The sequence below is a fragment of the Pseudomonas sp. Ma2-10 genome (assembly GCF_054330215.1).
Genome location: NZ_JBTEYL010000008.1, coordinates 142,596 through 167,329 on the forward strand (window position 1 = coordinate 142,596; position 24,734 = coordinate 167,329).

The 24,734-nt window shown below is 60.0% G+C and carries 23 protein-coding genes; 16 read left to right on the forward strand and 7 right to left on the reverse strand.

Going from position 1 to position 24,734, the window contains the following annotated elements; all coding sequences use genetic code 11:
• The first annotated feature begins 267 nt into the window (after positions 1-267).
• Positions 268-747, forward strand: coding sequence for an Lrp/AsnC family transcriptional regulator (locus ACXPVS_RS12770; protein WP_007937367.1), 480 nt, complete (start codon positions 268-270; stop codon positions 745-747).
• 120 nt (positions 748-867) lie between these two features.
• Positions 868-1,077 carry a DUF2788 domain-containing protein gene (locus ACXPVS_RS12775; protein WP_458510247.1) on the forward strand — a complete coding sequence of 70 codons (210 nt, stop codon included), beginning with the start codon at positions 868-870 and terminating at the stop codon, positions 1,075-1,077.
• On the opposite strand, the gene ACXPVS_RS12780 is transcribed toward ACXPVS_RS12775, so the two are convergent.
• The 4 genes from ACXPVS_RS12780 to ACXPVS_RS12795 all read right to left on the reverse strand — a co-directional run bounded on the left by ACXPVS_RS12780 (position 1,072) and on the right by ACXPVS_RS12795 (position 7,414).
• Entirely contained in the window at positions 1,072-1,713 is a 642-nt protein-coding gene (locus tag ACXPVS_RS12780; RefSeq protein WP_458510248.1) for a pseudouridine synthase, read from the reverse strand. The genes ACXPVS_RS12775 and ACXPVS_RS12780 overlap by 6 nt on opposite strands.
• A 71-nt stretch (positions 1,714-1,784) precedes the next feature.
• Positions 1,785-3,284: an AMP nucleosidase gene (gene amn, locus ACXPVS_RS12785; protein WP_458510249.1), complete on the reverse strand. Its 1,500-nt coding sequence runs from the start codon at positions 3,282-3,284 to the stop codon at positions 1,785-1,787.
• Between the two features lie 21 nt (positions 3,285-3,305).
• A complete protein-coding gene (locus ACXPVS_RS12790; protein WP_458510250.1) occupies positions 3,306-4,955 on the reverse strand; it encodes an acyl-CoA dehydrogenase family protein in 1,650 nt (549 codons plus the stop codon).
• Between the two features lie 74 nt (positions 4,956-5,029).
• Positions 5,030-7,414, reverse strand: coding sequence for a 7TM diverse intracellular signaling domain-containing protein (locus ACXPVS_RS12795; RefSeq protein ID WP_458510251.1), 2,385 nt, complete (start codon positions 7,412-7,414; stop codon positions 5,030-5,032).
• A 303-nt stretch (positions 7,415-7,717) separates the two neighbouring features.
• Between ACXPVS_RS12795 and ACXPVS_RS12800 the strand changes: the two genes are divergently transcribed.
• The 4 genes from ACXPVS_RS12800 (at position 7,718) to ACXPVS_RS12815 (ending at position 11,263) form a co-directional block, all read left to right on the forward strand.
• Entirely contained in the window at positions 7,718-8,515 is a 798-nt protein-coding gene (locus ACXPVS_RS12800; RefSeq protein ID WP_458510252.1) for a hydroxymethylpyrimidine/phosphomethylpyrimidine kinase, read from the forward strand.
• Positions 8,516-8,547: 32 nt separating this feature from the next.
• Entirely contained in the window at positions 8,548-9,171 is a 624-nt protein-coding gene (gene thiE / locus ACXPVS_RS12805) for a thiamine phosphate synthase (RefSeq protein ID WP_458510253.1), read from the forward strand.
• A gap of 29 nt (positions 9,172-9,200) precedes the next feature.
• Positions 9,201-10,484 carry a glutamate-1-semialdehyde 2,1-aminomutase gene (hemL, locus tag ACXPVS_RS12810; RefSeq protein ID WP_458510254.1) on the forward strand — a complete coding sequence of 428 codons (1,284 nt, stop codon included), beginning with the start codon at positions 9,201-9,203 and terminating at the stop codon, positions 10,482-10,484.
• 224 nt (positions 10,485-10,708) lie between these two features.
• Complete coding sequence (locus ACXPVS_RS12815) at positions 10,709-11,263, forward strand: tetratricopeptide repeat protein (RefSeq protein WP_458510255.1); 555 nt, start codon at positions 10,709-10,711, stop codon at positions 11,261-11,263.
• Between the two features lie 66 nt (positions 11,264-11,329).
• On the opposite strand, the gene ACXPVS_RS12820 is transcribed toward ACXPVS_RS12815, so the two are convergent.
• A complete protein-coding gene (locus tag ACXPVS_RS12820; protein WP_007894425.1) occupies positions 11,330-11,659 on the reverse strand; it encodes a DUF1820 family protein in 330 nt (109 codons plus the stop codon).
• Positions 11,660-11,793: 134 nt separating this feature from the next.
• Between ACXPVS_RS12820 and miaB the strand changes: the two genes are divergently transcribed.
• The 5 genes from miaB (at position 11,794) to lnt (ending at position 17,142) form a co-directional block, all read left to right on the forward strand.
• The gene (miaB, locus tag ACXPVS_RS12825; protein ID WP_458510256.1) at positions 11,794-13,122 is read left to right on the forward strand and encodes a tRNA (N6-isopentenyl adenosine(37)-C2)-methylthiotransferase MiaB; all 1,329 of its coding nucleotides are present in this window, start codon (positions 11,794-11,796) and stop codon (positions 13,120-13,122) included.
• Between the two features lie 144 nt (positions 13,123-13,266).
• On the forward strand, positions 13,267-14,271 hold the full coding sequence (locus ACXPVS_RS12830; protein ID WP_458510257.1) for a PhoH family protein: 1,005 nt from the start codon (positions 13,267-13,269) through the stop codon (positions 14,269-14,271).
• Positions 14,264-14,758, forward strand: coding sequence for an rRNA maturation RNase YbeY (ybeY, locus tag ACXPVS_RS12835; RefSeq protein WP_458510258.1), 495 nt, complete (start codon positions 14,264-14,266; stop codon positions 14,756-14,758). Before ACXPVS_RS12830 ends, ybeY begins: the two co-directional genes overlap by 8 nt.
• 5 nt (positions 14,759-14,763) lie before the next feature.
• Positions 14,764-15,603 (forward strand): HlyC/CorC family transporter, encoded by an 840-nt coding sequence (locus ACXPVS_RS12840; RefSeq protein WP_008152854.1) that lies wholly within the window; start codon positions 14,764-14,766, stop codon positions 15,601-15,603.
• A 15-nt stretch (positions 15,604-15,618) separates the two neighbouring features.
• Complete coding sequence (gene lnt / locus ACXPVS_RS12845) at positions 15,619-17,142, forward strand: apolipoprotein N-acyltransferase (RefSeq protein WP_458510259.1); 1,524 nt, start codon at positions 15,619-15,621, stop codon at positions 17,140-17,142.
• 45 nt (positions 17,143-17,187) lie between these two features.
• Here lnt and ACXPVS_RS12850 read toward each other — a convergent pair whose 3' ends face one another.
• Together ACXPVS_RS12850 and ACXPVS_RS12855 are read right to left on the reverse strand one after the other, a co-directional pair.
• Positions 17,188-17,949, reverse strand: a complete 762-nt coding sequence (locus ACXPVS_RS12850) for a YdcF family protein (RefSeq protein ID WP_458510260.1) — start codon at positions 17,947-17,949, stop codon at positions 17,188-17,190.
• 108 nt (positions 17,950-18,057) lie between these two features.
• Positions 18,058-18,378, reverse strand: a complete 321-nt coding sequence (locus ACXPVS_RS12855; protein ID WP_458510261.1) for a hypothetical protein — start codon at positions 18,376-18,378, stop codon at positions 18,058-18,060.
• Between the two features lie 279 nt (positions 18,379-18,657).
• Here ACXPVS_RS12855 and leuS point away from each other — a divergent pair, with 279 nt between their 5' ends.
• The 5 genes from leuS to ACXPVS_RS12880 all read left to right on the forward strand — a co-directional run bounded on the left by leuS (position 18,658) and on the right by ACXPVS_RS12880 (position 24,701).
• Positions 18,658-21,264 (forward strand): leucine--tRNA ligase, encoded by a 2,607-nt coding sequence (gene leuS / locus ACXPVS_RS12860; RefSeq protein WP_458510262.1) that lies wholly within the window; start codon positions 18,658-18,660, stop codon positions 21,262-21,264.
• Between the two features lie 88 nt (positions 21,265-21,352).
• On the forward strand, positions 21,353-21,958 hold the full coding sequence (locus ACXPVS_RS12865) for an LPS-assembly lipoprotein LptE (protein ID WP_458510263.1): 606 nt from the start codon (positions 21,353-21,355) through the stop codon (positions 21,956-21,958).
• Positions 21,959-21,997: 39 nt separating this feature from the next.
• The gene (holA, locus tag ACXPVS_RS12870) at positions 21,998-23,035 is read left to right on the forward strand and encodes a DNA polymerase III subunit delta (RefSeq protein WP_458510264.1); all 1,038 of its coding nucleotides are present in this window, start codon (positions 21,998-22,000) and stop codon (positions 23,033-23,035) included.
• A gap of 116 nt (positions 23,036-23,151) precedes the next feature.
• On the forward strand, positions 23,152-23,316 hold the full coding sequence (gene arfA / locus ACXPVS_RS12875) for an alternative ribosome rescue factor ArfA (RefSeq protein WP_056744572.1): 165 nt from the start codon (positions 23,152-23,154) through the stop codon (positions 23,314-23,316).
• 62 nt (positions 23,317-23,378) lie between these two features.
• Positions 23,379-24,701, forward strand: a complete 1,323-nt coding sequence (locus ACXPVS_RS12880; RefSeq protein WP_458510265.1) for a lytic murein transglycosylase — start codon at positions 23,379-23,381, stop codon at positions 24,699-24,701.
• Positions 24,702-24,734: the final 33 nt, after the last annotated feature.

Here is a 24,734-nt window from a genome sequence, read left to right on the forward strand (position 1 = left end):
GACGCTTATGACGTCGGCTCACCTCACGCCGTCTTCTGGACAGTGTGTAGCTCGGGGGCCGGCTCATCCCCGGTGGGGGTGGCGACCGCAGCTGGCCTGATTGGGCGAGCCGCACTGGACTGTTTGTCCGAGCAGTGATTCTGGTGATAAGAATAGGCTCGCGGCGCCGGCAGAGGATTGCGAAGATTGCTCAAATAAACATCACTTGCGCAATTTTTAACCCTGGATAGATAATCCACCGCAATAGTTATGACAAAGGCCTGATTGATGAGCAAACTCGACCGATACGACCTGAGCATTTTGGCGGAATTGCAGCGTGACGCGCGCATCTCCAACCAGGAGCTGGCCGAACGCATCGGCCTGTCTCCCTCGCCATGCTCGAGACGGGTCAAGCAGCTGGAGGATGACGGATACATCTCCCGCCAGGTGGCCCTCCTGGACCGCAAGATGCTTGGTTTGAGCCTGACGGCTTACGTGTTGATCGGCATGGACCGCCATACACCGGAGCGTTTCGAAAACTTCGAAGCGGCGATTCGTACGTTGCCGCAGGTGCTGGAGTGCAGTTTGGTGACCGGGATGGATGCCGACTATCAGCTCAAGGTCGTCGTGCCGGACATGGACCATTATCAAAAGTTGCTGCTGGGACACCTCACCCGGATTGAAGGGGTGACGAGTGTGCGGTCGAGTTTTGTGTTGAACCAGGTGCTCAATAGTACCGAGTTGCCGTTGACTCATCTGCGCAGCTAAACGATCACTGCCCAAGCCGACGAATGACTGCGGCACACCGACGCAGGTCAATGCCCCGCCAATCCCCCTTGACGTATACTCGCCCCGCCCTTTTAGCCGTGCCCGCGCTGGAGATGTTCGATGGATCCTGCAGTACTCGAAGAGTGGATGATGACCGGTCTGGTCAGCATTCTGATCATTTTCATGGGTTTCATCGTCTGGGATCTGGCGAAGAAGTCCAAAGCCGGACGCTTTGGATCGTTCATCCTGTTCTTTGTACTGGGTCTGGGCATTGCCGCGTTCGTGATCAAAAGCGTGGTCATCGGCCTGATCGAATCCGGCACGTTATAAACGCGCCGGCACTTCCTTCCACTGGCCCTGATCGAGCCCTTCGATCGACCAGTCGCCGATTCTGACCCGTACCAGACGCAATGTCGGCAAGCCGACCGCCGCAGTCATGCGCCGTACCTGACGGTTGCGCCCTTCGCGAATCACCAATTCCAGCCAGTTCGTCGGCACGCTTTTGCGAAAGCGTACGGGCGGGTTGCGTGGCCACAGTTCAGGTTCTTCAAGCTGCCGCGCTTCAGCCGGTAACGTCATGCCATCGTTCAGCGCCACGCCATCGCGTAAACGCTGCAATTGCTCGGCACTCGGCTCGCCTTCCACTTGCACCCAATACGTCTTCGCCAGTTTGTGTTTCGGGTCGGCGATCCGCGCCTGAAGCTGGCCATCGTTGGTCAACAGCAGCAAACCTTCACTGTCGCGGTCCAGTCGTCCTGCCGGGTAAATCCCGGGGATCTCGATGTAATCCTTGAGCGTCGCCCGCCCTTCTGCGTCGCTGAATTGCGTCAGTACATCGAATGGCTTGTTGAACAGAATCAGCTTCGGCTCGGCCGGCGGCGCTTTGGCGACACGGCGCGGGGCTGAGGACGATGGCGCAGGCTTCACGCCAGGGTGGCGGGAAACGGGACGTTGAGGACGGGACATGGGAAAAGGAACATCTAACGGTCAGGGCTGCCAATGCTAGTGCCCTGACCGCTAAATGACCATGAGAACAATCAGCGGAACGGCGGCTCGTCGAAGCTGCGCAGTTTGCGCGAGTGCAACGAGTTGAGTTCGGTGCGCAACAGATCCACCGCCTCGATGCCGATCTTCAAATGCTGGCTGACCGCACGCTCATAGAAAGCGTTGGCCGAACCCGGCAGTTTGATTTCGCTGTGCAACGGCTTGTCCGACACACAGAGCAACGTGCCATATGGGACCCGCAAGCGATAACCTTGCGCCGCAATAGTGCCGCTTTCCATGTCCACCGCCACGGCGCGAGACAAGTTGATCAGCGGACGCTCCTGAGCCCAGCGCAATTCCCAGTTTCGGTCGTCGTAGGTCAGCACGGTGCCGGTGCGCAGGCGTTTTTTCAGTTCATCGCCCTTCTCACCGGTGATATTGGCCGCCGCTTGCTGCAACGCCATCTGCACTTCGGCCAAGGCCGGAATCGGAATATTCGGCGGCACGACCCGATCGAGAATCCCGTCGCGGCGCATGTAAGCGTGCGCCAGCACGTAATCGCCAATCGTCTGCGACTGACGCAAACCGCCACAGTGGCCGATCATCAGCCAGCAATGCGGACGCAGCACCGCCAGGTGGTCGGTGATGTTCTTGGCGTTGGACGGGCCGACGCCGATGTTCACCAGGGTCACGCCATGGCCGTCGCTGGCAATCAGGTGATAGGCCGGCATCTGATAGCGGTGCCAAACCACACCCGCGGCAATCGCCGAGGCTTCGCCGTGGTCCATGCTCTTTTCGATGATCACGTTGCCCGGCAAGACCATGCGCACGAAACGCGGATCGCTGCGCAACTGCTCCAGCCCATGGACGATGAACTGGTCAACGTAGCGGTGGTAGTTGGTCAGCAGAATCCAAGGCTGCACATGACGCCAGTCGCTGCCGGTGTAATGCACCAGACGGCGCAGGGAGAAATCCACCCGCGCAGCGTCGAACAAGGCCAACGGCAGCGGGTCAGTGTTTTCCCAATCGTACAAACCGTCGGCGATGCCATCGGTCGCGGCAGACAAATCCGTACTCGGGAACACCCGCGCCAGCACCGCAGCGGTGACGCCAGAGCCGGCCAGTTCTTCGCCCTGCTCAACCACGTATGGATAAGGAATGTTTTGCTCACTGATACCGACTTCCACTGTCACGGTGAAGTCATGCATCAACGGCACCAGCTGTTCCAGCAGGTATTTACGGAAGGCGGCGGGATGAGTGACGGTGACGCTGTAAGTCCCCGGCAGCTGAACCTTGGCGTAGGCGCGCGTGGTCTGTGGGACTTCGCCCTGGCAATGGTAGGTCAGACGCAGTTCGGGATAACGAAACTTCGCACGCTGTTCGGCGTCCGGTTCGACTCGATCCTTGAGATAACGCTTGAGCGCCTGATTCAGCGCGGTGGTTGCACGATTGTGCAAGAGCGCAAGCCGGTCCACGGCTTGCTCGGCGGTTTGAACGACAATAAAGGCTTCGGTCACGATCAGCATCCTGTGTTCTGACTTGCAGGCCTTCATCTTGCCTGCAAGTCAGCGCGATCAGAAGCCCTGAGGGGTCGACCGGGCGACAATCGCGTCTACATCCAGCCCACGAGGCAACGCGCCATACACCCGACCGGCCGAACCGAGGCGGCTGGCGATGAAAGCATCACTGACGGCGGCGTTGCCCGCCTCCAGCAACAGCTTGGCCTGAAGGCCCATCGCAATGTTTTCGGTCAACTGCCGCGCACGATATTGAATGTCGCTGATGTCCTTGAGCGCTGACTGCAACTGAATGATGTGTGCGGCCAGACGTTTGTCGCCATGACCATCACCCAATTCGCTGAACAGTACGTCGAGCACGCCCCGCTCCTTGGACAACGCTCGCAATACGTCGAGGCATTGCACGTTGCCGGAGCCTTCCCACGTCGAATTGACCGGTGCCTCACGGTACAACCGCGGCAAGATGCTGTCTTCGACATAACCGGCACCGCCCATGCATTCGGCGGCTTCGTTGATCATTCCGGGCGCGCGTTTGCAGATCCAGTACTTGCCCACCGCCGTGACCAGCCGAGCGAATTTGGCTTCATGCTCGTCATCCAGATGATCCAGCGCCCGCCCCATACGCAGGCTCAAGGCCAGGGCGGCTTCGCTTTCCAGGGCCAGGTCGGCCAGTACGTTTTGCATCAAGGGTTGTTCGCTGAGCAATTTGCCACCGACCTTGCGGTGAGCGCAGTGATGGCTGGCCTGGGTCAGGGCCTGGCGCATCAGCGAACTGGAACCGACCATGCAATCAAAGCGGGTCATGGCGACCATTTCGATGATGGTCGGAACGCCCCGTCCCTCCTCGCCGACCATCCATGCCAGCGCACCACGCAACTCCACTTCGCTGGATGCGTTGGAGCAATTGCCGAGTTTGTTCTTCAAGCGCTGTATGTAGAACTGATTGCGCGTGTCGTCCGGGCGATGGCGCGGCAGCAGGAAACAGGTCAGCCCTTTGTCAGTCTGAGCCAGGGTGAGGAAGGCATCGCACATGGGTGCCGAACAGAACCACTTGTGGCCCACCAGTTCATACGCCTGGCCCGGCCCCCTGGCGCCGACCGGAAAAGCCTTGGTGGTGTTGGCCCGCACGTCGGTGCCGCCCTGTTTCTCGGTCATCGCCATGCCAATGGTGACCCCGGCCTTGTGGGCCATGCCAACGTTGCGCGGATCGTATTCGGTAGAGAGGATTTTCGGCAGCCATTGCTCCGCCAGATCCGCTTGCAGGCGTATCGCCGGGACGCTGGCGAAGGTCATGGTCAGCGGGCAACCACTACCCGCCTCGGCCTGGCTGTGCAGGTAGGTCATGGAAGCGCGGGCGACGTGGGCGCCGGACTGCGGATGCGCCCAAGGCAATGAGGTCAAACCGTGCTCGACCGCCGTGCGCATCAGTTGGTGATAGGCCGGGTGAAACTCCACCAGGTCGATGCGATGACCGTAGCGGTCATGGCTGCTGAAAACCGGCTTGTTCTGATTGGCCAGGAACCCCGCTTCCATCAGCGGCCCGCCGGCCAGTGCGCCGTAAACGTCGATCCGCGACTCGGCCCAGCCTGCCCCGAAACGCCGCGACCACTCCTGCAACGGCAGGTCGATGCGATACAGGTTGGTGCCCTCCAGCGAGGGCGGCTGGTTGGTGACTTCATGGGTTTCGGCGAACTGATGCAGGTTCATGACGGGGCTCCTTTGGTCAGCCAAGGAACTTCAGTTAAGCACCGCCCCTTGACCTAACAAAGTGTCATACCCGCCTAAATGTCGGCGCTTTCGCCTTGCCTTGGACATAGCACCCGGCGATAGAGCGCTGCCTGCAGGTCCTCGAATTTCACCGGTTTGTTCAGATAATCGATCAAGACACCGGTCGGGCAGCGTTCCCGATCAATGCTCAAGGCAATCACAAATACCGGTAGTTCGGCGCAGCCCGGCAACACGCGAATCTGGCAACAGAGGGACACGCCACCCAGAGGTGGAAGCTGGCAATCGAGCAATACCGCATCAAAGGTTTCGTGCTGTAAGTGATCGAGCGCGGCAGCCCCGTTGTCGGCGGTGCGCACCCGGAAGCCCAGCTTGAGCAACATGCCACGCATCACCAACTGATTGATGCAGTTGTCATCAACCAGCAGGACGGTGCAGTCCTGAGGCAATCGCAGCCGAGGGAACTCCCGGTTCATCAAGGGCACTGGCGGCTGCTCCACCACGGGCAGTTCGAACTCGACGTCAAGCTGAAAGCGGCTGCCACGACCAAGCTCGGAGCGGTGGGTCAGTTTTCCACCGAGCAGTTCGACCAGTTGCCGACAGATCGCCAGGCCCACACCCAGACCGCCGTATTCACGGGTCATCGAGCCATCGAGCTGGAAGAACCGCTGATACAGTGTCGCCTCCCCCAGATCGGTGAAGCCGATGCCGGTGTCGATCACCGCAAAGGACAGCGCCAGTCGGTCGGGCGCCACGGGTTTACCCGTCACCCGCAGCGCCAGACCGCCGATCCGAGTGAACTTGATCGCGTTATCCAGCAGGCATTCCAGGCATTGCGCCAACTTGGCGCTGTCGCCATGCAAGCGATCCGGCAGTCCCGGCGTGACCTCGACTTTGAAGTCCAGCGACTGGCTCAACGCGTTGCCCTCGAACTGCAGGCGCAAAGCCTCGACCACTTCGCGCAAACTGAAAACGCCCGGATAGGTCTTGAGCTTGCCGGCCTGCAACTCGGTCAGGGTGAGGATGCCGTTGACCATGCGCATCATGTCTCGCGCCGAACCGGCGGCCGTTTGCTGATATTGCTCCAGCTCCGGGTCCATCTCGACGGTCTGCATCAGTTCAAGCGAACCGATCACACCATTCATGGGCGTGCGTAGTTCGTGGGTAAGAGTGGCGAGGAATTCGTCCTTGAGCTTGTTACTGTGAGCCAGTTGCTGGTTCATCACTTCAAGCGTTTGACCGGCATCGAACAGGGTCTGTGCCTGTTGCTCGCGCATGGCGTTAATCCGATCGGCTAGCGCCAGGGACAGCAGCGCCACTTCTATCGCCGAGCCGATCTGGCTGGAATACATGGTCAGGAACACGTTTGGCAGGTAACCCAGCACCATCAGGGTGTTGACGACGCCGCCGAGTAAAAACGCCGACCAGGCAATGATGAAATAACGCGCCACTCGCAGGCCACGCAGCCAGGCGAATATTCCTGCGGCAAAAATCACCACGGTGAAGATCAGTGCCAGCGCCGTCGCCAGGCGCAGGGCAAGGGCGTAACTGGTCATCAACGACAACCCGACAACCACCGCGCTAAATGCAATCAACGCCAGCAGTAAGCGGTCGAGCCAACGACTGTGGGTTGCCGTCTGCAAGAAGCTGCGCGCGAACTGGCTGCCGAACAGGCCTGCGCAACCGATGAAAAAAGGCGTCGCAGCGTTGGCCCACCAAGGGTTGTTCGGCCAGAAATACTCCACGGCCGCGCCGTTCACTGACAGCTGATACAAGCCGAACGAGGCGATATAGAAGATGTAATAGAGGTAGCTGGTATCGCGCACACTGAGATAGATGAACAGGTTGTACACCAGCATCCCCAGCAACACGCCGTAGATCAGCCCCAGAACATACAGTCGGATTGGCTGCTCTTCCAGGTAGGCGGTGCTCGACCATAGGGTGACCGGCGCCTGGATCGACCCTTCACTCTGCAGGCGCAGGTACAGGGTTTGCGCTTGATCAGGGGTGAAGTTCAGATCGAACAGGTAGTTGTTCTGGCGGATTTCGCGACTGTCGAACGGCAAGGCATCGCCCGTCTGGCGTGCCAGTTGATAGCCACCCGCCGTATCGGGCAAATAGAGATCAAGGTGATCAAGGGGCGGATAGGCCAGTTCCAGCAACCAGGTGCGGTGCACCACGGGGTTGTTCGGGCGGTAATGCAGGTCGATTTTCAGCCAGAACACTGAACGCGAATAACCGGCGTTGAGGGTGGCTTTGTCGTGGGGTTTGAAGTTTCCGGCCGCGGCTTGTGCGCGGACATCGGCGATGGTCGCCTGACCGCCCGCGTCTTCGAACACTTGCAGGGTTCGGCCCAAGGGAAGGCTTTGAGTGAATTCGTCGAATTCGACTGCACTCGCCATGAGGGGCAAGCACAACAGCAACATCAGCAAATAGCGCATTTAAGCCCCAGCGTGACCTGTCCGGTTATCTCAGGAAGCCCCTCATTCCTTTTGAGTAGACGTAAAACCGGTCTTACCTGTTATTGGTTTGGATCCACTCTAGCATAGCCGTTGGTGGCCATTGAACACCATTGAAATTTTTCCTACAAAGGCTCTAGCACGGGCGTTCCAGCCCAATGCATTGAGTTAGAGCTGTTTGCCCGGTCAAATTGTGACAATGGCCTGAAGGCGCATCACTTTTCTCGCCCCAGGGCGAATGGGGCGACACCCGAAAAAAGATGTTTGGTGGTAAGCTCGCGCACCATGAATATCTACAGCTCTCGCCCCGTTGTCCTCTGTCTCTCCGGCCACGACCCAAGTGGTGGCGCCGGCTTGCAGGCAGATATCGAAGCCCTGATCGCTCAGGGTTGTCATGCGGCCCCGGCCGTCACCGCCCTGACCGTGCAAGACACGGTCAACGTCACGGACTTCCGCGTCCTCGACCGTGAGTGGGTGTTGGCCCAGGCCAATGCCGTGCTCAACGACTCCGAAGTCGCGGCCGTGAAACTGGGCATGCTCGGTTCCCTGGAAATGGTCGACACCGTGGTCGAACTGTTGTCGGCGCACCCGCATTTGCCGGTGGTCTGCGACCCGGTGCTGCGCGCCGGTGGCGGCGGACGCCTGGGCAAGGACGAAGTCGGCTACGCCATGCGCGAGCGCCTGCTGCCTCTGTCGATCATCGCCACGCCAAACCTTCCCGAAGCCCGCATCCTCGCCGAACTGCCCGACGGCACCGCGGACGAGTGCGCTGAAAAACTCCTGCCATTCGTCAAACACCTGCTGATCACTGGCGGCCATGGCGATGAACACGAAATCCACAATCGCCTGTATAGCCGCGACGGTCACCGCGAAACCTTCACCTGCCAGCGCTTGCCCGGCAGTTATCACGGCTCAGGTTGCACGCTGGCCAGTGCCCTCGCCGGTCGTCTGGCCCTCGGCGAAAATCTCGCCAGTGCCGTGCAGACCGCGCTTAACTACACGTGGCGCACCCTGCGGGATGCGGAGCAGTTGGGCAAAGGCCAGTTCGTGCCGCGCCGCCTGCCGCTGGATTTCTGTTCGTAACTGTCCATGCGCAAAGCAAAAAGGATTGCCCGATGAAGCTACGTGGCCTGTACGCCATTACCGATAGCCAACTGCTGGCAGGTAAATTTCTTTCGTACGTGGAGGCGGCGCTGGAAGGCGGCGTCACCCTGCTGCAATACCGCGACAAGAGCAGCGACGAGGCCCGCCGTCTGCGCGAGGCCGAAGCCTTGCGCGACCTGTGCGATCGCTACAAGACCCAACTGATCATCAACGACGATGCCGAACTGGCCGCACGCCTGAACGTCGGCGTGCACTTGGGCCAGACCGATGGCCCTCTGATGCCGGTTCGGGCACTGCTCGGTCGCCAGGCGATCATCGGTTCGACCTGCCACGCGCAACTCGAACTCGCCGAGCAAGCGGCCAAGGAAGGCGCCAGTTACGTCGCGTTCGGTCGTTTCTTCAACTCCAACACCAAACCCGGCGCACCGACCTGCAACCTCGAACTGCTCGACCAGGCCCGCAGCAAACTGCACCTGCCGATCTGCGCGATTGGCGGCATCACCCTGGAAAACGCCGCGCCACTGGTGGCCCACGGGGTCGATCTGCTCGCGGTGGTCCATGGCCTGTTTGGCGCCCAGAGCACGGCTGAAGTGACACGCCGCGCCCGCGCATTTAACGAACTGCTAAGTAATTAAATAGCTAAATCTGATTTGAGAGCCCCATCATGTCTCGTTCCGAAACCCTGTTTGCCAATGCCCAGAAACACATTCCCGGGGGCGTGAACTCGCCTGTTCGCGCATTCAAAAGCGTTGGTGGCACGCCGTTATTCTTCAAGCACGCAGAAGGCGCCTACGTCACCGACGAAGACAACAAGCGTTATGTGGATTACGTCGGTTCCTGGGGGCCGATGATTCTCGGCCACAGCCACCCGGACGTGCTGAACGCCGTGCGCAAACAGCTTGAGCACGGATTGTCCTACGGCGCGCCGACCGAGATGGAAACCCAGATGGCTGATCTGGTCTGCTCGATCGTACCGTCGATGGAAATGGTGCGCATGGTCAGCTCCGGCACCGAAGCAACCATGAGTGCTATCCGTCTGGCCCGTGGCTTCACCGGCCGCGACAGCATCATCAAGTTCGAAGGCTGCTACCACGGTCACTCCGACAGTCTGTTGGTCAAGGCCGGTTCCGGGGCCCTGACCCAAGGCGTGCCAAGCTCGGCCGGTGTGCCGGCGGCCTTCGCCAAGCACACCCTGACCCTGCCGTTCAACGACATCGACGCCGTAGCAACCATGCTCGCCGACGTCGGCCAGGACGTGGCCTGCATCATCGTCGAGCCAGTGGCCGGCAACATGAACTGCGTACCGCCGGCGCCAGGTTTCCTCGACGGCCTGCGCACCCTGTGCGACAAACATGGTGTGGTACTGATTTTCGACGAAGTAATGACCGGTTTCCGTGTCGCACTTGGCGGTGCACAAGCCCACTACGGCGTGACGCCAGACCTGACCACCTTCGGCAAAATCATCGGTGGCGGCATGCCGGTTGGCTGCTTCGGCGGCAAGCGCGAAATCATGTCGCACATCGCCCCCTTGGGCCCGGTCTATCAGGCGGGCACCTTGTCGGGCAACCCGCTGGCCATGGCGGCCGGCCTGACAACCCTGCGCCTGATCAGCCGCCCGGGCTTCCACGCAGAATTGACTGACTACACCCATCGTTTGCTCGATGGCCTGCAACAACGCGCGGATGCTGCGGGCATTCCGTTCGTGACCACACAAGCCGGCGGCATGTTCGGCCTGTACTTCAGCGGCGCCGACGACATCGTGACCTTCGATGACGTGATGGCCAGCGACGCCGGCCTGTTCGGGCGCTTCTTCCACCTGATGCTCGAAGGCGGCGTGTACCTGGCGCCGAGCGCCTTCGAAGCCGGCTTCACCTCGATCGCCCACGGCGAAACCGAGCTGAAACTGACGCTGGATGCCGCCGAGCGCGCATTTGCTGCATTGAAATAACGCTGTGCCGCTGACGCTGGCGGTTGCCAGCGTCAGCTTTCACCTGCATTCCTGCCCTTATTTCTGCGCCTGTGCTCAAAATCCCCAATAAAGTTGGCGATATATTCCCCGCGCAGCAGAAAAACGAGTAAAGACTTTGTAAGGTTGGCCCTGCTTATTTCATAATGCGCGCTTATTGGATCCCTCGATGGGTCCGCGCGCCCTTCAGAGGTAAGTCGATTCCCATGAACCGCACCGGCCGCGCCCTTGCATTGGGCTGCCTGTTGCTCCTTCAGCCCCTGCTCGCGCTCGCACAAGCGGGCGGCAACTCGTTGTTAATCCCAGCGATGGGTCGTTGCACCCTCAATACTCAGCCGCAAGACCTGGCACAGGCTATCGCCGCCTGCCAGAAAGCGTCGGAGGAAGGGGATGCGCAAGCGCAATACGAGTTGGGAGAGTTCTACTACGCCGGCAAAAATACGCCGCGCGACCTCAAAAAAGCCCTGGATTACTTCGAAAAAGCCTCGTTGCAAGGCCATGCTCAGGCGCAATTCAAGCTCGGTTCCATGTTTTTCCACGGCGAAGGCGTACCAGCCAATAACGTTCAGGCGTATATCGTGCTGAAAATGGCGGCGGTCAACGGCGCGGAAGAGGCATTGGACACCGCCGACGAAGTCGCCGAAAAAATGCCCCGCGAAGAACTGGAAGTAGCGACCCAGGTACTGGGGCAAATCTTCCGCAAGTATCTGATGGAATTGCAGAGCGCCGATGGGCGTACGCCGTTTTCGCCCCTGCCTTGAATTCTGCGTCGTTCTGACGGCCCCGTCGCGAGCAAGCCCGCGATGGGGGCCGCTCACTCTTGAGGCTTACTTCTCAGGCATCGGCATCGGAAACGGCATGACATTGCCGACCGCGCCGCGGGCTTCGCTGATTTTCGGCGTACCGAGGCGCTCGACTTCGTCGATCCGCACGATCGAATGCATCGGCACAAAGCTGCGCACAACGCCTTCGAACTGAGCCTTGAGCTTCTCTTCGCTCGGATCGACGACCACTTGCGTGCGCTCGCCAAAGACGAACTCTTCCACTTCCAGGAAGCCCCACAGATCACTTTGATAGATCTGCTTGGCATACATTTCGTACACCTGGCCCTGGTTGAGGAAAATCACCTTGTAGATTGGAGCTTCACGTTTGGTCATGGTGGGCGAGCAACACATCGGGGATAAAAATGAGGGCGCGAACTATAGCATAGCCACCGGACGCACAGCGGTAGGAACCTTGGGTCATGTTCCCTATAATGCGCGGTTCTTTGAATCACGTGATGACTCTTTCCATGGCCAAGAAGCTTTACATCGAAACCCACGGTTGCCAGATGAACGAGTACGACAGCTCGCGCATGGTCGATCTGCTGGGCGAACATCAGGCCCTGGAAGTCACCGCTCGCGCTGAAGATGCCGATGTGATCTTGCTCAACACCTGCTCGATCCGCGAGCGCGCCCAGGACCGGGTGTATTCCCAGCTCGGCCGCTGGCGCGAACTGAAACTGGCCAACCCGGACATGGTGATCGCCGTTGGCGGTTGCGTCGCCAGCCAGGAAGGCGCAGCCATCCGCGATCGCGCACCGTACGTAGACGTGGTCTTTGGTCCGCAGACCCTGCACCGCCTGCCGGAAATGATTGATGCCGCCCGCGCGACCAAGCTGCCGCAAGTCGACGTCTCGTTCCCGGAAATCGAAAAATTCGACCACTTGCCCGAGCCGCGCATCGATGGCCCAAGCGCCTACGTATCGGTCATGGAGGGCTGCAGCAAGTACTGCACCTTCTGCGTGGTGCCTTACACCCGCGGCGAGGAAGTCAGCCGCCCCTTCGATGACGTGATCGCCGAGATCATCCACCTGGCTGAAAACGGCGTGCGCGAAGTGACCCTGCTGGGTCAGAACGTCAATGGCTATCGCGGGACCACTCATGACGGTCGCTTGGCTGACCTGGCCGAACTGATCCGCGTCGTCGCCGCCGTCGACGGCATCGACCGCATCCGCTACACCACCTCACACCCGCTGGAGTTCTCCGACAGCCTGATCCAGGCCCACGCCGACGTGCCGGAACTGGTCAAACACCTGCACTTGCCGGTGCAATCGGGCTCCGACCGAATCCTTTCGGCAATGAAGCGCAACCACACCGCGCTGGAATACAAGTCCAAACTGCGCAAGCTGCGTGCAGCTGTGCCGGGGATATGCATCAGCTCGGACTTCATCGTTGGCTTCCCGGGCGAGACCGAAAAAGACTTCGAACAGACCATGAAGCTGATCGAAGACGTCGGTTTCGACTTCTCCTACTCGTTCGTCTATAGCCAGCGCCCGGGTACTCCGGCCGCCGACCTGGCCGACGAAACGCCCCAAGCGCTGAAAAAAGAACGCCTGAACGCCCTGCAACATCGCCTGAACCAGCAAGGCTTCGAGATCAGCCGACAAATGGTCGGTTCGACCCAGCGGATCCTGGTGACCGATTATTCGAAAAAAGACCCCGGCGAACTGCAAGGCAGGACCGAGAACAACCGTATCGTCAATTTCCGCTGCGACAATCCGACGTTGATTGGTCAGTTTGCCGACGTGCACATCGACGCCGCACAGCCGCACTCGCTACGAGGCTCGCTGATCTCGTAACACCGCATATTCTTGTGGGAGCGAGCCTGCTCGCTCCCACAAGGGGCGGTGTTTGGCACTGGATTATTTAAGAGCTTTCGCACCCAGGCCACTGGCGTTATCCTTGATTTCATCTTAATTGCCCCAGGGCGGCTAAATACGACCTTGAACGCACCCATAGAACCACATCGTTTTATCCTCGAGCCTTTTGAGGCTCGCCGCTTCGCCAATCTGTGCGGGCAATTCGACGAGCATCTGCGCTTGATCGAACAGCGCCTGACCATCGAGATCCGCAATCGCGGAAACCAGTTCGAACTGATCGGCGAAACCAAGCACACCACTTCCGCGGAAAATCTGATTCGCCGCCTGTACCGGGAAACCAAAGGTACGGAGCTGTCGCCAGATACGGTTCACCTGTTCCTGCAGGAATCGGCCGTCGAAGAGCTGGACAACGTCTCCCCTTCAGAACCTTCCGTCGCCCTGCGCACCAAAAAAGGCATGATTCGCCCTCGCGGCTTGAATCAACTGCGCTATGTGAAGGAAATTCTCGGGAACGACATCAACTTCGGCATCGGCCCGGCCGGCACCGGCAAGACCTATCTGGCCGTCGCCTGCGCGGTGGACGCGCTGGAACGCGAACAGATTCGCCGCATCCTGCTGGTGCGTCCGGCGGTTGAAGCGGGCGAAAAGCTCGGCTTCCTGCCCGGCGACTTGTCGCAGAAGATCGACCCGTACCTGCGCCCGCTCTACGACGCACTCTACGAAATGCTCGGCTTCGAACACGTCGCCAAGCTGATCGAACGCCAGGTGATCGAAGTTGCGCCGCTGGCCTACATGCGCGGCCGTACCTTGAACAACAGTTTCATCATCCTCGACGAAAGCCAGAACACCACCGTCGAGCAGATGAAGATGTTCCTGACCCGGATCGGCTTTGGCTCCACGGCGGTCATCACCGGTGACATCACCCAGGTTGACTTGCCGAAAGGCACCAAGTCCGGGCTGCACCATGTGATCGAAGTGCTCAAAGACGTGCCAGGCATCAGCTTCACCCACTTCAAGCCCAAAGACGTCGTGCGCCATCCGCTGGTGCAACGCATTGTCGAAGCCTATGAGCGCTTCGAAAATCGGGTTGCCGAAGAAGCGCCAAAGGACAAACGCCACGATGCTTGAGCTTGATCTGCAACTGGCCACCGACGCGCCGGTCCCAAGCGAAGCCGAGTTCCGCCAATGGTGCGAACTGGCGCTGCGCCAGCGCACAGCCGACTCCGAAATGACCATTCGTTTGGTCGACGACGACGAAGCCCGTGAACTGAACCTCACCTGGCGGCAGAAAGACTACGCCACCAATGTTCTGTCGTTTCCGGCCGATGTTCCCGACGAGTTTCTCGACATCCCGCTGCTCGGCGATCTGGTGATCTGCGTGGCGGTGGTCGAGCGCGAAGCAGCCGAACAAGGCAAGGCACTCAAGGCTCATTGGGCTCATCTGGTCATTCACGGCAGCTTGCATCTGCTGGGTTACGACCATATAGATGACGATGAAGCCGAAGAAATGGAAGCACTGGAACGAACGTTGCTTGCAGAGTTGGGCTTTCCCGACCCGTATGCGGACGACGAAACAGACGCATCCCCTATCGTTACAACAAAGGATTCAGAGTAATCGCTATGAGCGAAGATCGATCGAGCAACGGGCAAAAGTCATGGCTGGGTAAGCTCACCCAGGCGTTTGCCCACGAGCCGAAGAACCGCCAGGAGCTGCTGGAGCTGCTGCGCGACGCACACCAAAACAAGTTGCTGGACAGCGAAGCGCTGGCCATCGTCGAAGGCGCCATCCAGGTCGCTGACCTGCAAGTACGGGACATCATGGTCCCGCGCTCGCAGATGATCAGCATCAAGGCGACCCAGACACCCCGAGAGTTTCTGCCTGCCGTGGTTGACTCGGCCCACTCCCGCTATCCGGTGATCGGCGAAAGCCACGATGACGTGATGGGCGTGTTGCTGGCCAAGGACTTGCTGCCGTTGATCCTCAAGGAGAACGGCGACAGCTTCAACATCAAGGACCTGCTGCGCCCGGCCACTTTTGTGCCCGAGTCCAAGCGTCTGAATGTGCTGCTGCGCGAGTTCCGCGCCAACCACAACCACATGGCCATCGTCATCGACGAATATGGCGGTGTGGCGGGCCTGGTGACCATCGAAGACGTTCTGGAACAGATCGTCGGCGACATCGAAGACGAGCACGACGTCGAAGAAGACAGCTACATCAAGCCGCTGCCCAGCGGTGATTTCCTGATCAAAGCCCTGACGCCGATCGAGAACTTCAACGAGTTCTTCGACAGCCAATTCTCCGATGACGAATTCGACACTGTCGGCGGCCTGGTGATGAGCGCGTTCGGGCACCTGCCAAAACGCAACGAAATCACTGAAATCGGCCCTTATCGCTTCCGCATCCTGAACGCCGACAGCCGTCGGATTCACCTGCTGCGCCTGACACCTATTGCTCGGTAAAAACTAAGGATAGAAATGCGCTGGATAACCCGCCCCGGCTGGCCCGGTAACCTGCTGGCCGTGGCGGCCGGCGCACTCACCACCCTGGCCCTGGCGCCGTTCGATATCTGGCCGCTGGCGTTGCTGGCGGTCGGCTTTTTTTATGCCGGCTTACGCGAACTGAGCCCACGTCAGGCCCTGGGCCGTGGCTGGTGTTTCGGTTTCGGGCTGTTTGGCGCTGGCACCAGTTGGATCTACTACAGCATTCATCACTTCGGCGGCGCTTCGGTGCTGCTGGCCGGCTTCCTGATGCTGATCTTCACGGCAGCGATTGCCTGGTTCTTCGCCCTGCCCGCCTGGATCTGGGCGCGCTGGCTGCGCCGTAACGAAGCACCATTGGCCGACGCCCTGGCGTTTGCGGCGTTGTGGGTCGGCCAGGAAGCCTTTCGCGGCTGGTTCCTGACTGGTTTTCCGTGGCTTTATTCCGGTTACAGCCAGTTAGACGGCCCGTTGGCAGGGCTCGCGCCACTCGGCGGGATGTGGCTGATTTCCTTCACCCTGGCCCTGACGGCCGCGCTGATCTATAACGCTTTGCGTCTGGCGCGCACCGGCCGCAAAGGTTTCATCGCCGCGGGTGTGTTGCTGCTGGCTGGCCCCTGGGTGGCCGGCATGGCGCTCAAGGAACACGCCTGGACAGCCCCGGCGGGTGCTCCGCTGAGTGTCGCGGCGATTCAGGGCAACATCGAACAGAGCATGAAGTGGGACCCGGCGCAGCTCAACGCGCAGTTGGCGCTGTACCGCGACATGAGTTTCAGCTCGAAACGGGTCGACTTGCTGATCTGGCCGGAAACGGCCATTCCGGTGCTCAAGGAGTCCGCCGAGGGCTACCTGAACATGATGGGAAGTTTCGCTGCAGAGCGTCAGTCCGCGCTGATTACCGGTGTACCGATTCGCGAGGAAGTCCATCACCAGAAGCGTTACTTCAACGGTATTACCGTGGTCGGTGAAGGCGACGGTACGTACCTCAAGCAAAAATTGGTGCCGTTTGGCGAATACGTGCCGTTGCAGGACGTGCTGCGCGGGCTGATCGCTTTCTTCGATCTGCCGATGTCGGACTTTGCCCGCGGCCCGACGGATCAGCCGATGCTGCAGGCCAAGGGTTATCAAATTGCGCCGTTTATCTGCTACGAAGTGGTTTACCCGGAATTTGCCGCCAGCCTCGCAGCGCGTAGCGATCTGCTGCTGACCATCAGCAATGACACCTGGTTCGGCACGTCCATCGGCCCGCTGCAACACTTGCAAATGGCGCAGATGCGCGCACTGGAGGCCGGTCGCTGGATGATCCGTGCCACCAACAACGGCGTGACCGGTTTGATCAACCCGTTCGGCCAGATCACCGTGCAGATCCCGCAGTTCGAACGCGGCATTCTGTACGGTGAAGTGGTGCCGATGCACAATCTGACGCCCTATCTGCAATGGCGCTCGTGGCCGCTGATCATTGTTTGCGTGTTGCTGTTTGGTTGGGCGTTGATCGCGAGCCGGATGGCCAAGACTGTCTAAATGGTGGTTCCCACGTCAGGCGTGGGAACGATCTAACTTCAGCCTTCAGCGATAGAAAAACGAATACCCCACCTGCCCCACCGCCTCATTCAACAACTGCCCGCTCTGCCAGATCGACTTGAATTCCGGCATCCAGCCGCCCAGTGGTCGGGCGTTGTCCACGCCTAAAAACCCCACCGGCGCTGGCACCACGTCAAACCCTGCCTTTTTGAAACTCCAGACTGCTCGCGGCATGTGCCAGGCCTGAGTCACGACGACTACACGTTTGATCCCTTCCGGCAACAACACCTCGGCGCTGAACTGCGCGTTCTCCCAGGTCGTGCGGCTGCGCCCTTCTTGCCAACGCACGGCCACACCGAAATCATCGCGCAACGAGTCCGCCATCAGCTTCGCTTCGGTCGGCGGGGTACCGTAATGCAGGCCTCCACTGGTCAGAATCGGCAAACCGGAAGCCTTGGCGAGCCGCGCCGCATAGCGCTCGCGCTCCAGGCCCACGCCCGTTGGCTGATCAGCGCCCCATGCCAGATCACCCCGCTCACGCCCCGAACCGAGCACCACGATCGCATCGGCGCGCTGACTCAGCGTTGCCCAGTCGTCGCGGGGCAGCGGCGCTTCACGTTCCAGCGCCTTGGCCCCCCACTGCACCACCACCGGCAAGCTCATCAGCCAGAAGCCGCCCACGCCCAACGCAAAGCACAACCCGGCAAGGCGCGGCCTTGAGCGGCGCAACCACCAGGCAAGCACCAACAGCAGCAAAAGAATGCCGGGCGGCAACAGGAGTTGTTTAACGAAATAACGAAAAGGCATCGAGCATCTCCAAAAAGATGCCCGAAGCCTAAGTGGGTTGACGCAATGCGACAACAAATACGGAAGGTCTATGCTTCACAAAAACATCAGACATTGCTTCCAGCGCCCTTACTTGTATTGCAAAGACCGGACCTTTACCGCGTCCCTGCCAGGAACCTTGTCCTTGAGCCAGATGATCGTGGCCGAACGTGGTGCGTCGAGTTGTTTCACTGCTTCAGACAAGCATCCGTGTGTCTCACGCTCACTGCGATCGAGATACGCTTTGACCAGTGCAAACTCTGCGGGGCTCAAGCCACGCAATTCCAGTTCCAGCGGACGCTCATCGCGTAACCGGTCAGCGGTTTTTGCCGCGTCCAGGGCCATTCCCAGACGATCGATCAGTCTTTCGTACAGCTGCGGTTTAGTAACTTTTTGCCGTGACTCAACCATCCATCACCTCATTGAAGATAAGACTCACTCCCCATTTAGAGCTTAGCTTCCATGAACAAACCGGCTGAGTGCTGCGACCAACGGCCCTCGCCGCAGTTTTTGGGCGACCCGCAGCAGTAATCAGGGTTTCCCTCGGTAGAGTGCGGTCATGTATGCTACGGCGCTTCCTGTAACTCCACTTCCAGCTCGTCTGGACACCGAAACGCCGATTTGGCGTGTTCACCGTCCAGCGTTGCATTGAAGAGGATTAGGCCACCCCTATTCAGTTCAAAAGTAGCCATGCACGAACAATATCAGCCCCGTGAAATCGAAGCCGCCGCCCAGTCGTTCTGGGACGAGCAAAAGTCCTTTGAAGTCAGTGAACAGCCAGGCAAGGAGACTTTCTACTGCCTGTCGATGTTCCCTTACCCCAGCGGCAAGCTACACATGGGGCACGTGCGCAACTACACCATCGGCGACGTGATCTCCCGCTACCAGCGCATGCAAGGCAAGAACGTCCTGCAACCCATGGGTTGGGACGCCTTTGGCATGCCGGCGGAAAACGCCGCGATGAAGAACAACGTAGCGCCCGCCAAGTGGACCTACGAAAACATCGCCTACATGAAAACCCAGCTGCGCAGCCTGGGCCTCGCGGTGGACTGGTCCCGCGAAGTCACCACCTGCAAGCCTGATTACTACCGCTGGGAACAATGGCTGTTCACTCGCCTGTTCGAAAAAGGCGTGATCTACAAAAAAAGCGGCACCGTGAACTGGGACCCGGTCGATCAGACCGTCCTGGCCAACGAACAGGTGATCGACGGTCGCGGCTGGCGTTCCGGCGCGCTGATCGAAAAGCGCGAAATCCCGATGTACTACTTCAAGATCACCGCGTACGCGGATGAGTTGCTGTCGAGCCTCGACGATCTGCCGGGTTGGCCTGAACAGGTCAAGACCATGCAGCGCAACTGGATCGGCAAATCCCGCGGCATGGAAGTGCAGTTCCCTTACGACGTCGCTTCCATCGGCGAAGCCGGTGTTCTGAAGGTGTTCACTACCCGTCCGGACACCTTGATGGGCGCGACCTACGTTGCCGTAGCCGCCGAACACCCTCTGGCGACCCTGGCCGCGCAGCACAACCCAGAGCTGCAAGCGTTCATCGCTGAATGCAAGGGCGGCAGCGTGGCCGAAGCCGACGTCGCCACTCAAGAGAAAAAAGGCCTGCGTACTTCGCTGTTCGTCGAGCATCCACTGACCGGTGAAAAACTCCCGGTGTGGGTCGCCAACTACGTGCTGATGCACTACGGCGATGGCGCGGTAATGGCCGTTCCGGCTCACGACGAACGTGATTTCGAATTCGCTACCAAGTACAGCCTGCCGGTCAAGCCTGTCGTGCGCACCAGCGCCGGAGACGAAACGCCGACGCCATGGCAGGACGCTTACAACGAATACGGCTCGCTGATCAATTCCGGCGAGTTTGACGGCCTCGACTTCGTGGGCGCTTTCGACGCCATCGAAGTCGCGCTGATCAAAAAGAACCTCGGCGCTTCTCGTACTCAGTTCCGCCTGCGCGACTGGGGCATCAGCCGCCAGCGCTACTGGGGCTGCCCGATCCCGATCATCCACTGCAACACCTGCGGTGATGTGCCGGTCCCGGAAGATCAGTTGCCAGTCGTGCTGCCGGAAGACGTCGTACCGGACGGCGCTGGCTCGCCACTGGCACGCATGCCCGAGTTCTACGAGTGCAACTGCCCGAAATGCGGCGCACCGGCCAAGCGTGAAACCGACACCATGGACACCTTCGTCGAGTCCTCGTGGTACTACGCCCGTTACGCCTCGCCGCACTATGAAGGCGGTCTGGTGGAAAAATCAGCGGCCGACCATTGGTTGCCGGTTGATCAGTACATCGGCGGAATCGAACACGCCATTCTCCACCTGCTCTACGCGCGCTTCTTCCACAAGCTGATGCGCGATGAAGGCCTGGTGAGTTCCAACGAACCGTTCAAAAACCTGCTGACCCAGGGCATGGTGATCGCCGAGACTTACTATCGTCGCGAAGCCAACGGTGCCTATACGTGGTTCAACCCGGCGGACGTGGAACTCGAACGAGACAGCAAAGCCAAAGTAATTAGCGCCAAGCTGATCGCCGACGGCCTGCCGGTAGAGATTGGCGGCACCGAGAAAATGGCCAAGTCCAAGAACAACGGCGTCGACCCACAGTCGATGATTGACCAGTTCGGTGCAGACACCTGCCGCCTGTTCATGATGTTCGCCTCGCCACCCGACATGAGCGCGGAATGGTCCGACTCCGGAGTAGAAGGTTCGCACCGTTTCCTCAAGCGTGTCTGGCGCCTGGCTCAAGCCCACGTCACTCAGGGCCTGCCGGGCAAACTGGACATTTCCAGCCTGAATGACGAGCAGAAAACCATTCGCCGCGCGATCCACCAGGCCATCAAGCAGGCCAGCCACGACGTCGGCCAGAACCACAAATTCAACACCGCTATCGCTCAGGTGATGACGCTGATGAACGTGCTGGAAAAAGCTCCGCAAGGCACCGGGCAGGATCGCGCACTGATTCACGAAGGTCTGGAAACCGTAGTTCTGCTGCTGGCTCCGATCACGCCGCACATCAGCCACGAACTGTGGAATCAACTGGGTCACGCTGAGCCGGTGATCGACGCCACTTGGCCGGTGCTGGACGAAAGCGCGTTGGTGCAGGACAGCCTGCAACTGGTCATCCAGGTCAACGGCAAGCTGCGCGGTCACATCGAAATGCCCGCCAGCGCCAGCCGCGAAGAAGTCGAAGCCGCCGCACGGGCCAACGAGAACGTGCTGCGCTTTGTCGACGGTCTGACCATTCGTAAAGTGATCGTAGTGCCCGGGAAACTGGTCAATATCGTCGCCAGCTAATTGGATCAGGCGCCAGGTCATGCCTGGCGCCGAGTAAAACCTTTCGGGCCGCAAGATCGGCCCACATGGTTTCAAGGGGAGCAACAAGATGATCAAACGCAATTTGCTGGTGATGGGCCTTGCGGTCCTGTTGAGCGCCTGCGGTTTCCAGCTGCGCGGCACCGGCACCAATGAACTGGCAATCAAGGAACTCGACCTGAGCGCCCGCAACGCTTACGGCGAAGTCGTGACCCAACTGCGTCAGGTGCTGGAAAGCAGCGGCGTCAAGGTTTACAGCGGCGCACCTTACAAGCTGGTGCTGACCGATGAACAGGAAAGCCAGCGCATCCTCAGCTACGCAGGTGCCGGTCGTACTGGCGAGTATCAGGTGAGTACAGTGCTGAACTACGACATCCGTGGTGAGAGCAACTTGACGCTGCTGAGCGACAAGCTCGAAGTGCAAAAAATCTTTATCCACGACGGCAGCAACCTGGTGGGCTCCGACCAGGAAGCCAACGACGCCCGTAAGGAAACCCGTCGTGAACTGGTTCAACGGATGATGCTGCGTCTGCAACAGCTCACGCCGACTCAGTTGGATCAGTTGCAACAGACCGCCAACGCCAAAGCCAAGGCTGAAGCCGATGCATTGGAAGCGGCGCAGAAGGCTGAAGCGCAAATCCCGCGCCAGTCGCCAATCGAACTGCCGCAGCAGTAAGACTGACGGGGCGCCCAGGCGCCCCGTTCGACCTTTCCGATGAAACTCGCCCCCGCCCAACTCGCCAAACACCTGCAAGGTGCCCTCGCGCCGGTCTACATCATCAGTGGCGATGACCCACTGCTGTGTCAGGAGGCCGCCGACGCCATTCGTGCCGCCGCCCGCCAACAGGGATTCGACGAGCGCCAGGTCTTCGCCGCCGACGCCAGTTTCGACTGGGGAACGTTGCTGCAAGCCGGCGCGAGCATGTCGTTGTTCGCCGAAAAGCGCCTCCTGGAACTGCGTCTGCCGTCCGGCAAACCCGGTGACAAAGGCGCTGCCGCGTTTATCGAGTACTGTTCACGGCCCGCCGAAGACACGGTGCTGCTGATCAGCCTGCCAAAACTTGATGGCAGTGCGCAGAAAACCAAGTGGGGCAAGGCGCTGGTCGAAGGTCAACAGACCCGGTTCGTGCAAATCTGGCCGATAGAGGCCAACCAGTTACCGAGTTGGATCCGTCAACGGCTGTCCCAGGCCGGGCTTTCCGCCAGCCAGGACGCCGTCGAACTGATCGCCGCACGGGTCGAGGGCAACTTGCTCGCGGCAGCGCAGGAAATCGAAAAGCTCAAACTGATGGCCGAAGGTGGTCAGATCACCGTCGAAACCGTACAGGGCGCTGTGGCAGACAGTGCCCGCTTCGATGTGTTTGGACTGACCGATGCGATTCTCAACGGCGAAGCGGCTCATGCCCTGCGCATGCTCGAAGGGCTGCGCGGTGAAGGCGTCGAACCGCCGGTGATTCTCTGGGCGCTGGCCCGGGAGCTGCGTCTGTTGGCCAACCTGTCGCTGCAGTACAGCCAGGGCGTGCCCCTGGACAAAGCCTTCAGCTCTGCCCGACCGCCGGTCTGGGACAAACGCAAACCATTGATGAGCAAAGCCTTGCAACGCTACTCGGCGCAACGCTGGGCGCAGTTGTTGCTCGAGGCCCAGCGCATCGATGCGCAGATCAAAGGTCAGGCGGCCGGATCACCGTGGATGAGTTTGAGTCGGTTGTCGTTGTTGATGGCCGGCCAACGGGTGAACCTGCCTGCCGAGTAAACACTCCCGCTCAGGTGCGATCGCAGAATGGTCCTACGCAATGCGGGGACTAGACAGAAGCGCGACTTCGGCCGATGATTTGCCCCGCAGAACCCACTCACTTGCGAGAAATCATCATGAGCAAAAAGCCATCGAAGCATGGACCGAACAAGGCCAAATCCATCATCGCCCAACCTCTGTTCCGCAGCCGTCAGGAACCAGCCGGCAAGGGCAAAGGCAGCTACCGCCGCGAAGCCTTCCAGTCTAATAGCTGGGAGGCTTCTTACTTTCTGGCGGCCTGAAAGGCAAGCGCTCGCTCAACATGTTAAGGTCTGCACCTGATTCGTACTCCCTGGACCCGTGCATGCCCCTTTGTATTTCCCGTCGCTGGCCCCTGCGCCAACTAATCGCTGCCTCCAGCCTCATTTTGCTTGTTGCTTGCGCGGAAAAACCCACCGCAGCCGACGCCAAGCCGCTTCAGACCCTCCCCGTCGCGACAGCCCCCGCGGTCATTCCGCCCGTGGTTCCGACCGGTGAAAACCTTGACATCCAGCCCACCCAGACCTTCGCCGAATGGCAGGCGGGTTTTCGCAAGGACGCTCTGGCCGCCGGTATCCGCGCCGACCTGTTCGACCGTGCCTTCGCCAATGTCAGCCTCGACACCAGCGTGATCCGTGCCGACCGCAGCCAGCCGGAATTCTCCCGCCCGGTGTGGGAATACCTCGACGGCGCCCTTTCGCCGTTGCGGGTACGCAAAGGCCAGGCGCTGGCCAGCCAGTACGCCGACATCCTGCAAAGCATCGAACAGCGCTACGGCGTCGATCGTCAGACACTGGTCTCGGTGTGGGGCATGGAAAGTAACTTCGGGCAGTTTCAGGGCAACAAGTCGGTGATTAATTCCCTGGCGACCCTGGCCTATGAAGGCCGGCGCCCCGGGTTTGCCCACGCGCAACTGATCGCCGCCCTGCAGATCCTGCAACAGGGTGATATCGAGCCTGAGAAAATGCTTGGCTCCTGGGCTGGCGCCATGGGCCAAACCCAGTTCATCCCGACCACTTACAACACCCACGCGGTGGACTTCGATGGCGACGGCCGCCGCGACATCTGGGGCAGCCCGGCCGACGCGCTGGCCTCGACGGCTCACTACCTGCAAAGCTCCGGCTGGCAGAAAGACCAGCCGTGGGGCTTTGAAGTGCAGCTACCGGGCAGTTTCAACTACGTCCTGGCCGATGGCACGATGCGCAAGAGCGTCGCTGAATGGCTGCAACTGGGCGTCACCCTGCCCAATGGCGCCCAGGTTCCGCCAGGCTCCGAACACCTGTCAGCCGCCCTGCTGCTGCCGGCCGGTTACCGCGGCCCCGCGTTCCTGGTCCTCGACAACTTCCGCGCGATCCTCAAGTACAACAACTCGTCGTCCTACGCCTTGGCCGTAAGCTTGTTGTCCGAGCGCTTCAACAGCGCCGGCCTGATCAACGGCACATGGCCGAAAGATGATTTGCCGCTGAGCCGTACCGAGCGGATCGAACTGCAAAGCCTGTTGAGCGCTCAGAACTACGACGCGGGCACCGCCGATGGCATTATCGGCGCCAACACACGCAAGGCGATCCGCAGTGCCCAGCAGTCGTTTGGCTGGCCGGCGGACGGGTATCCGACGCACAAGTTGCTGGAAGGCCTTCGTAACCGCTAAAAAGTAAAAGATCGCAGCACCAAGCTGCGATCT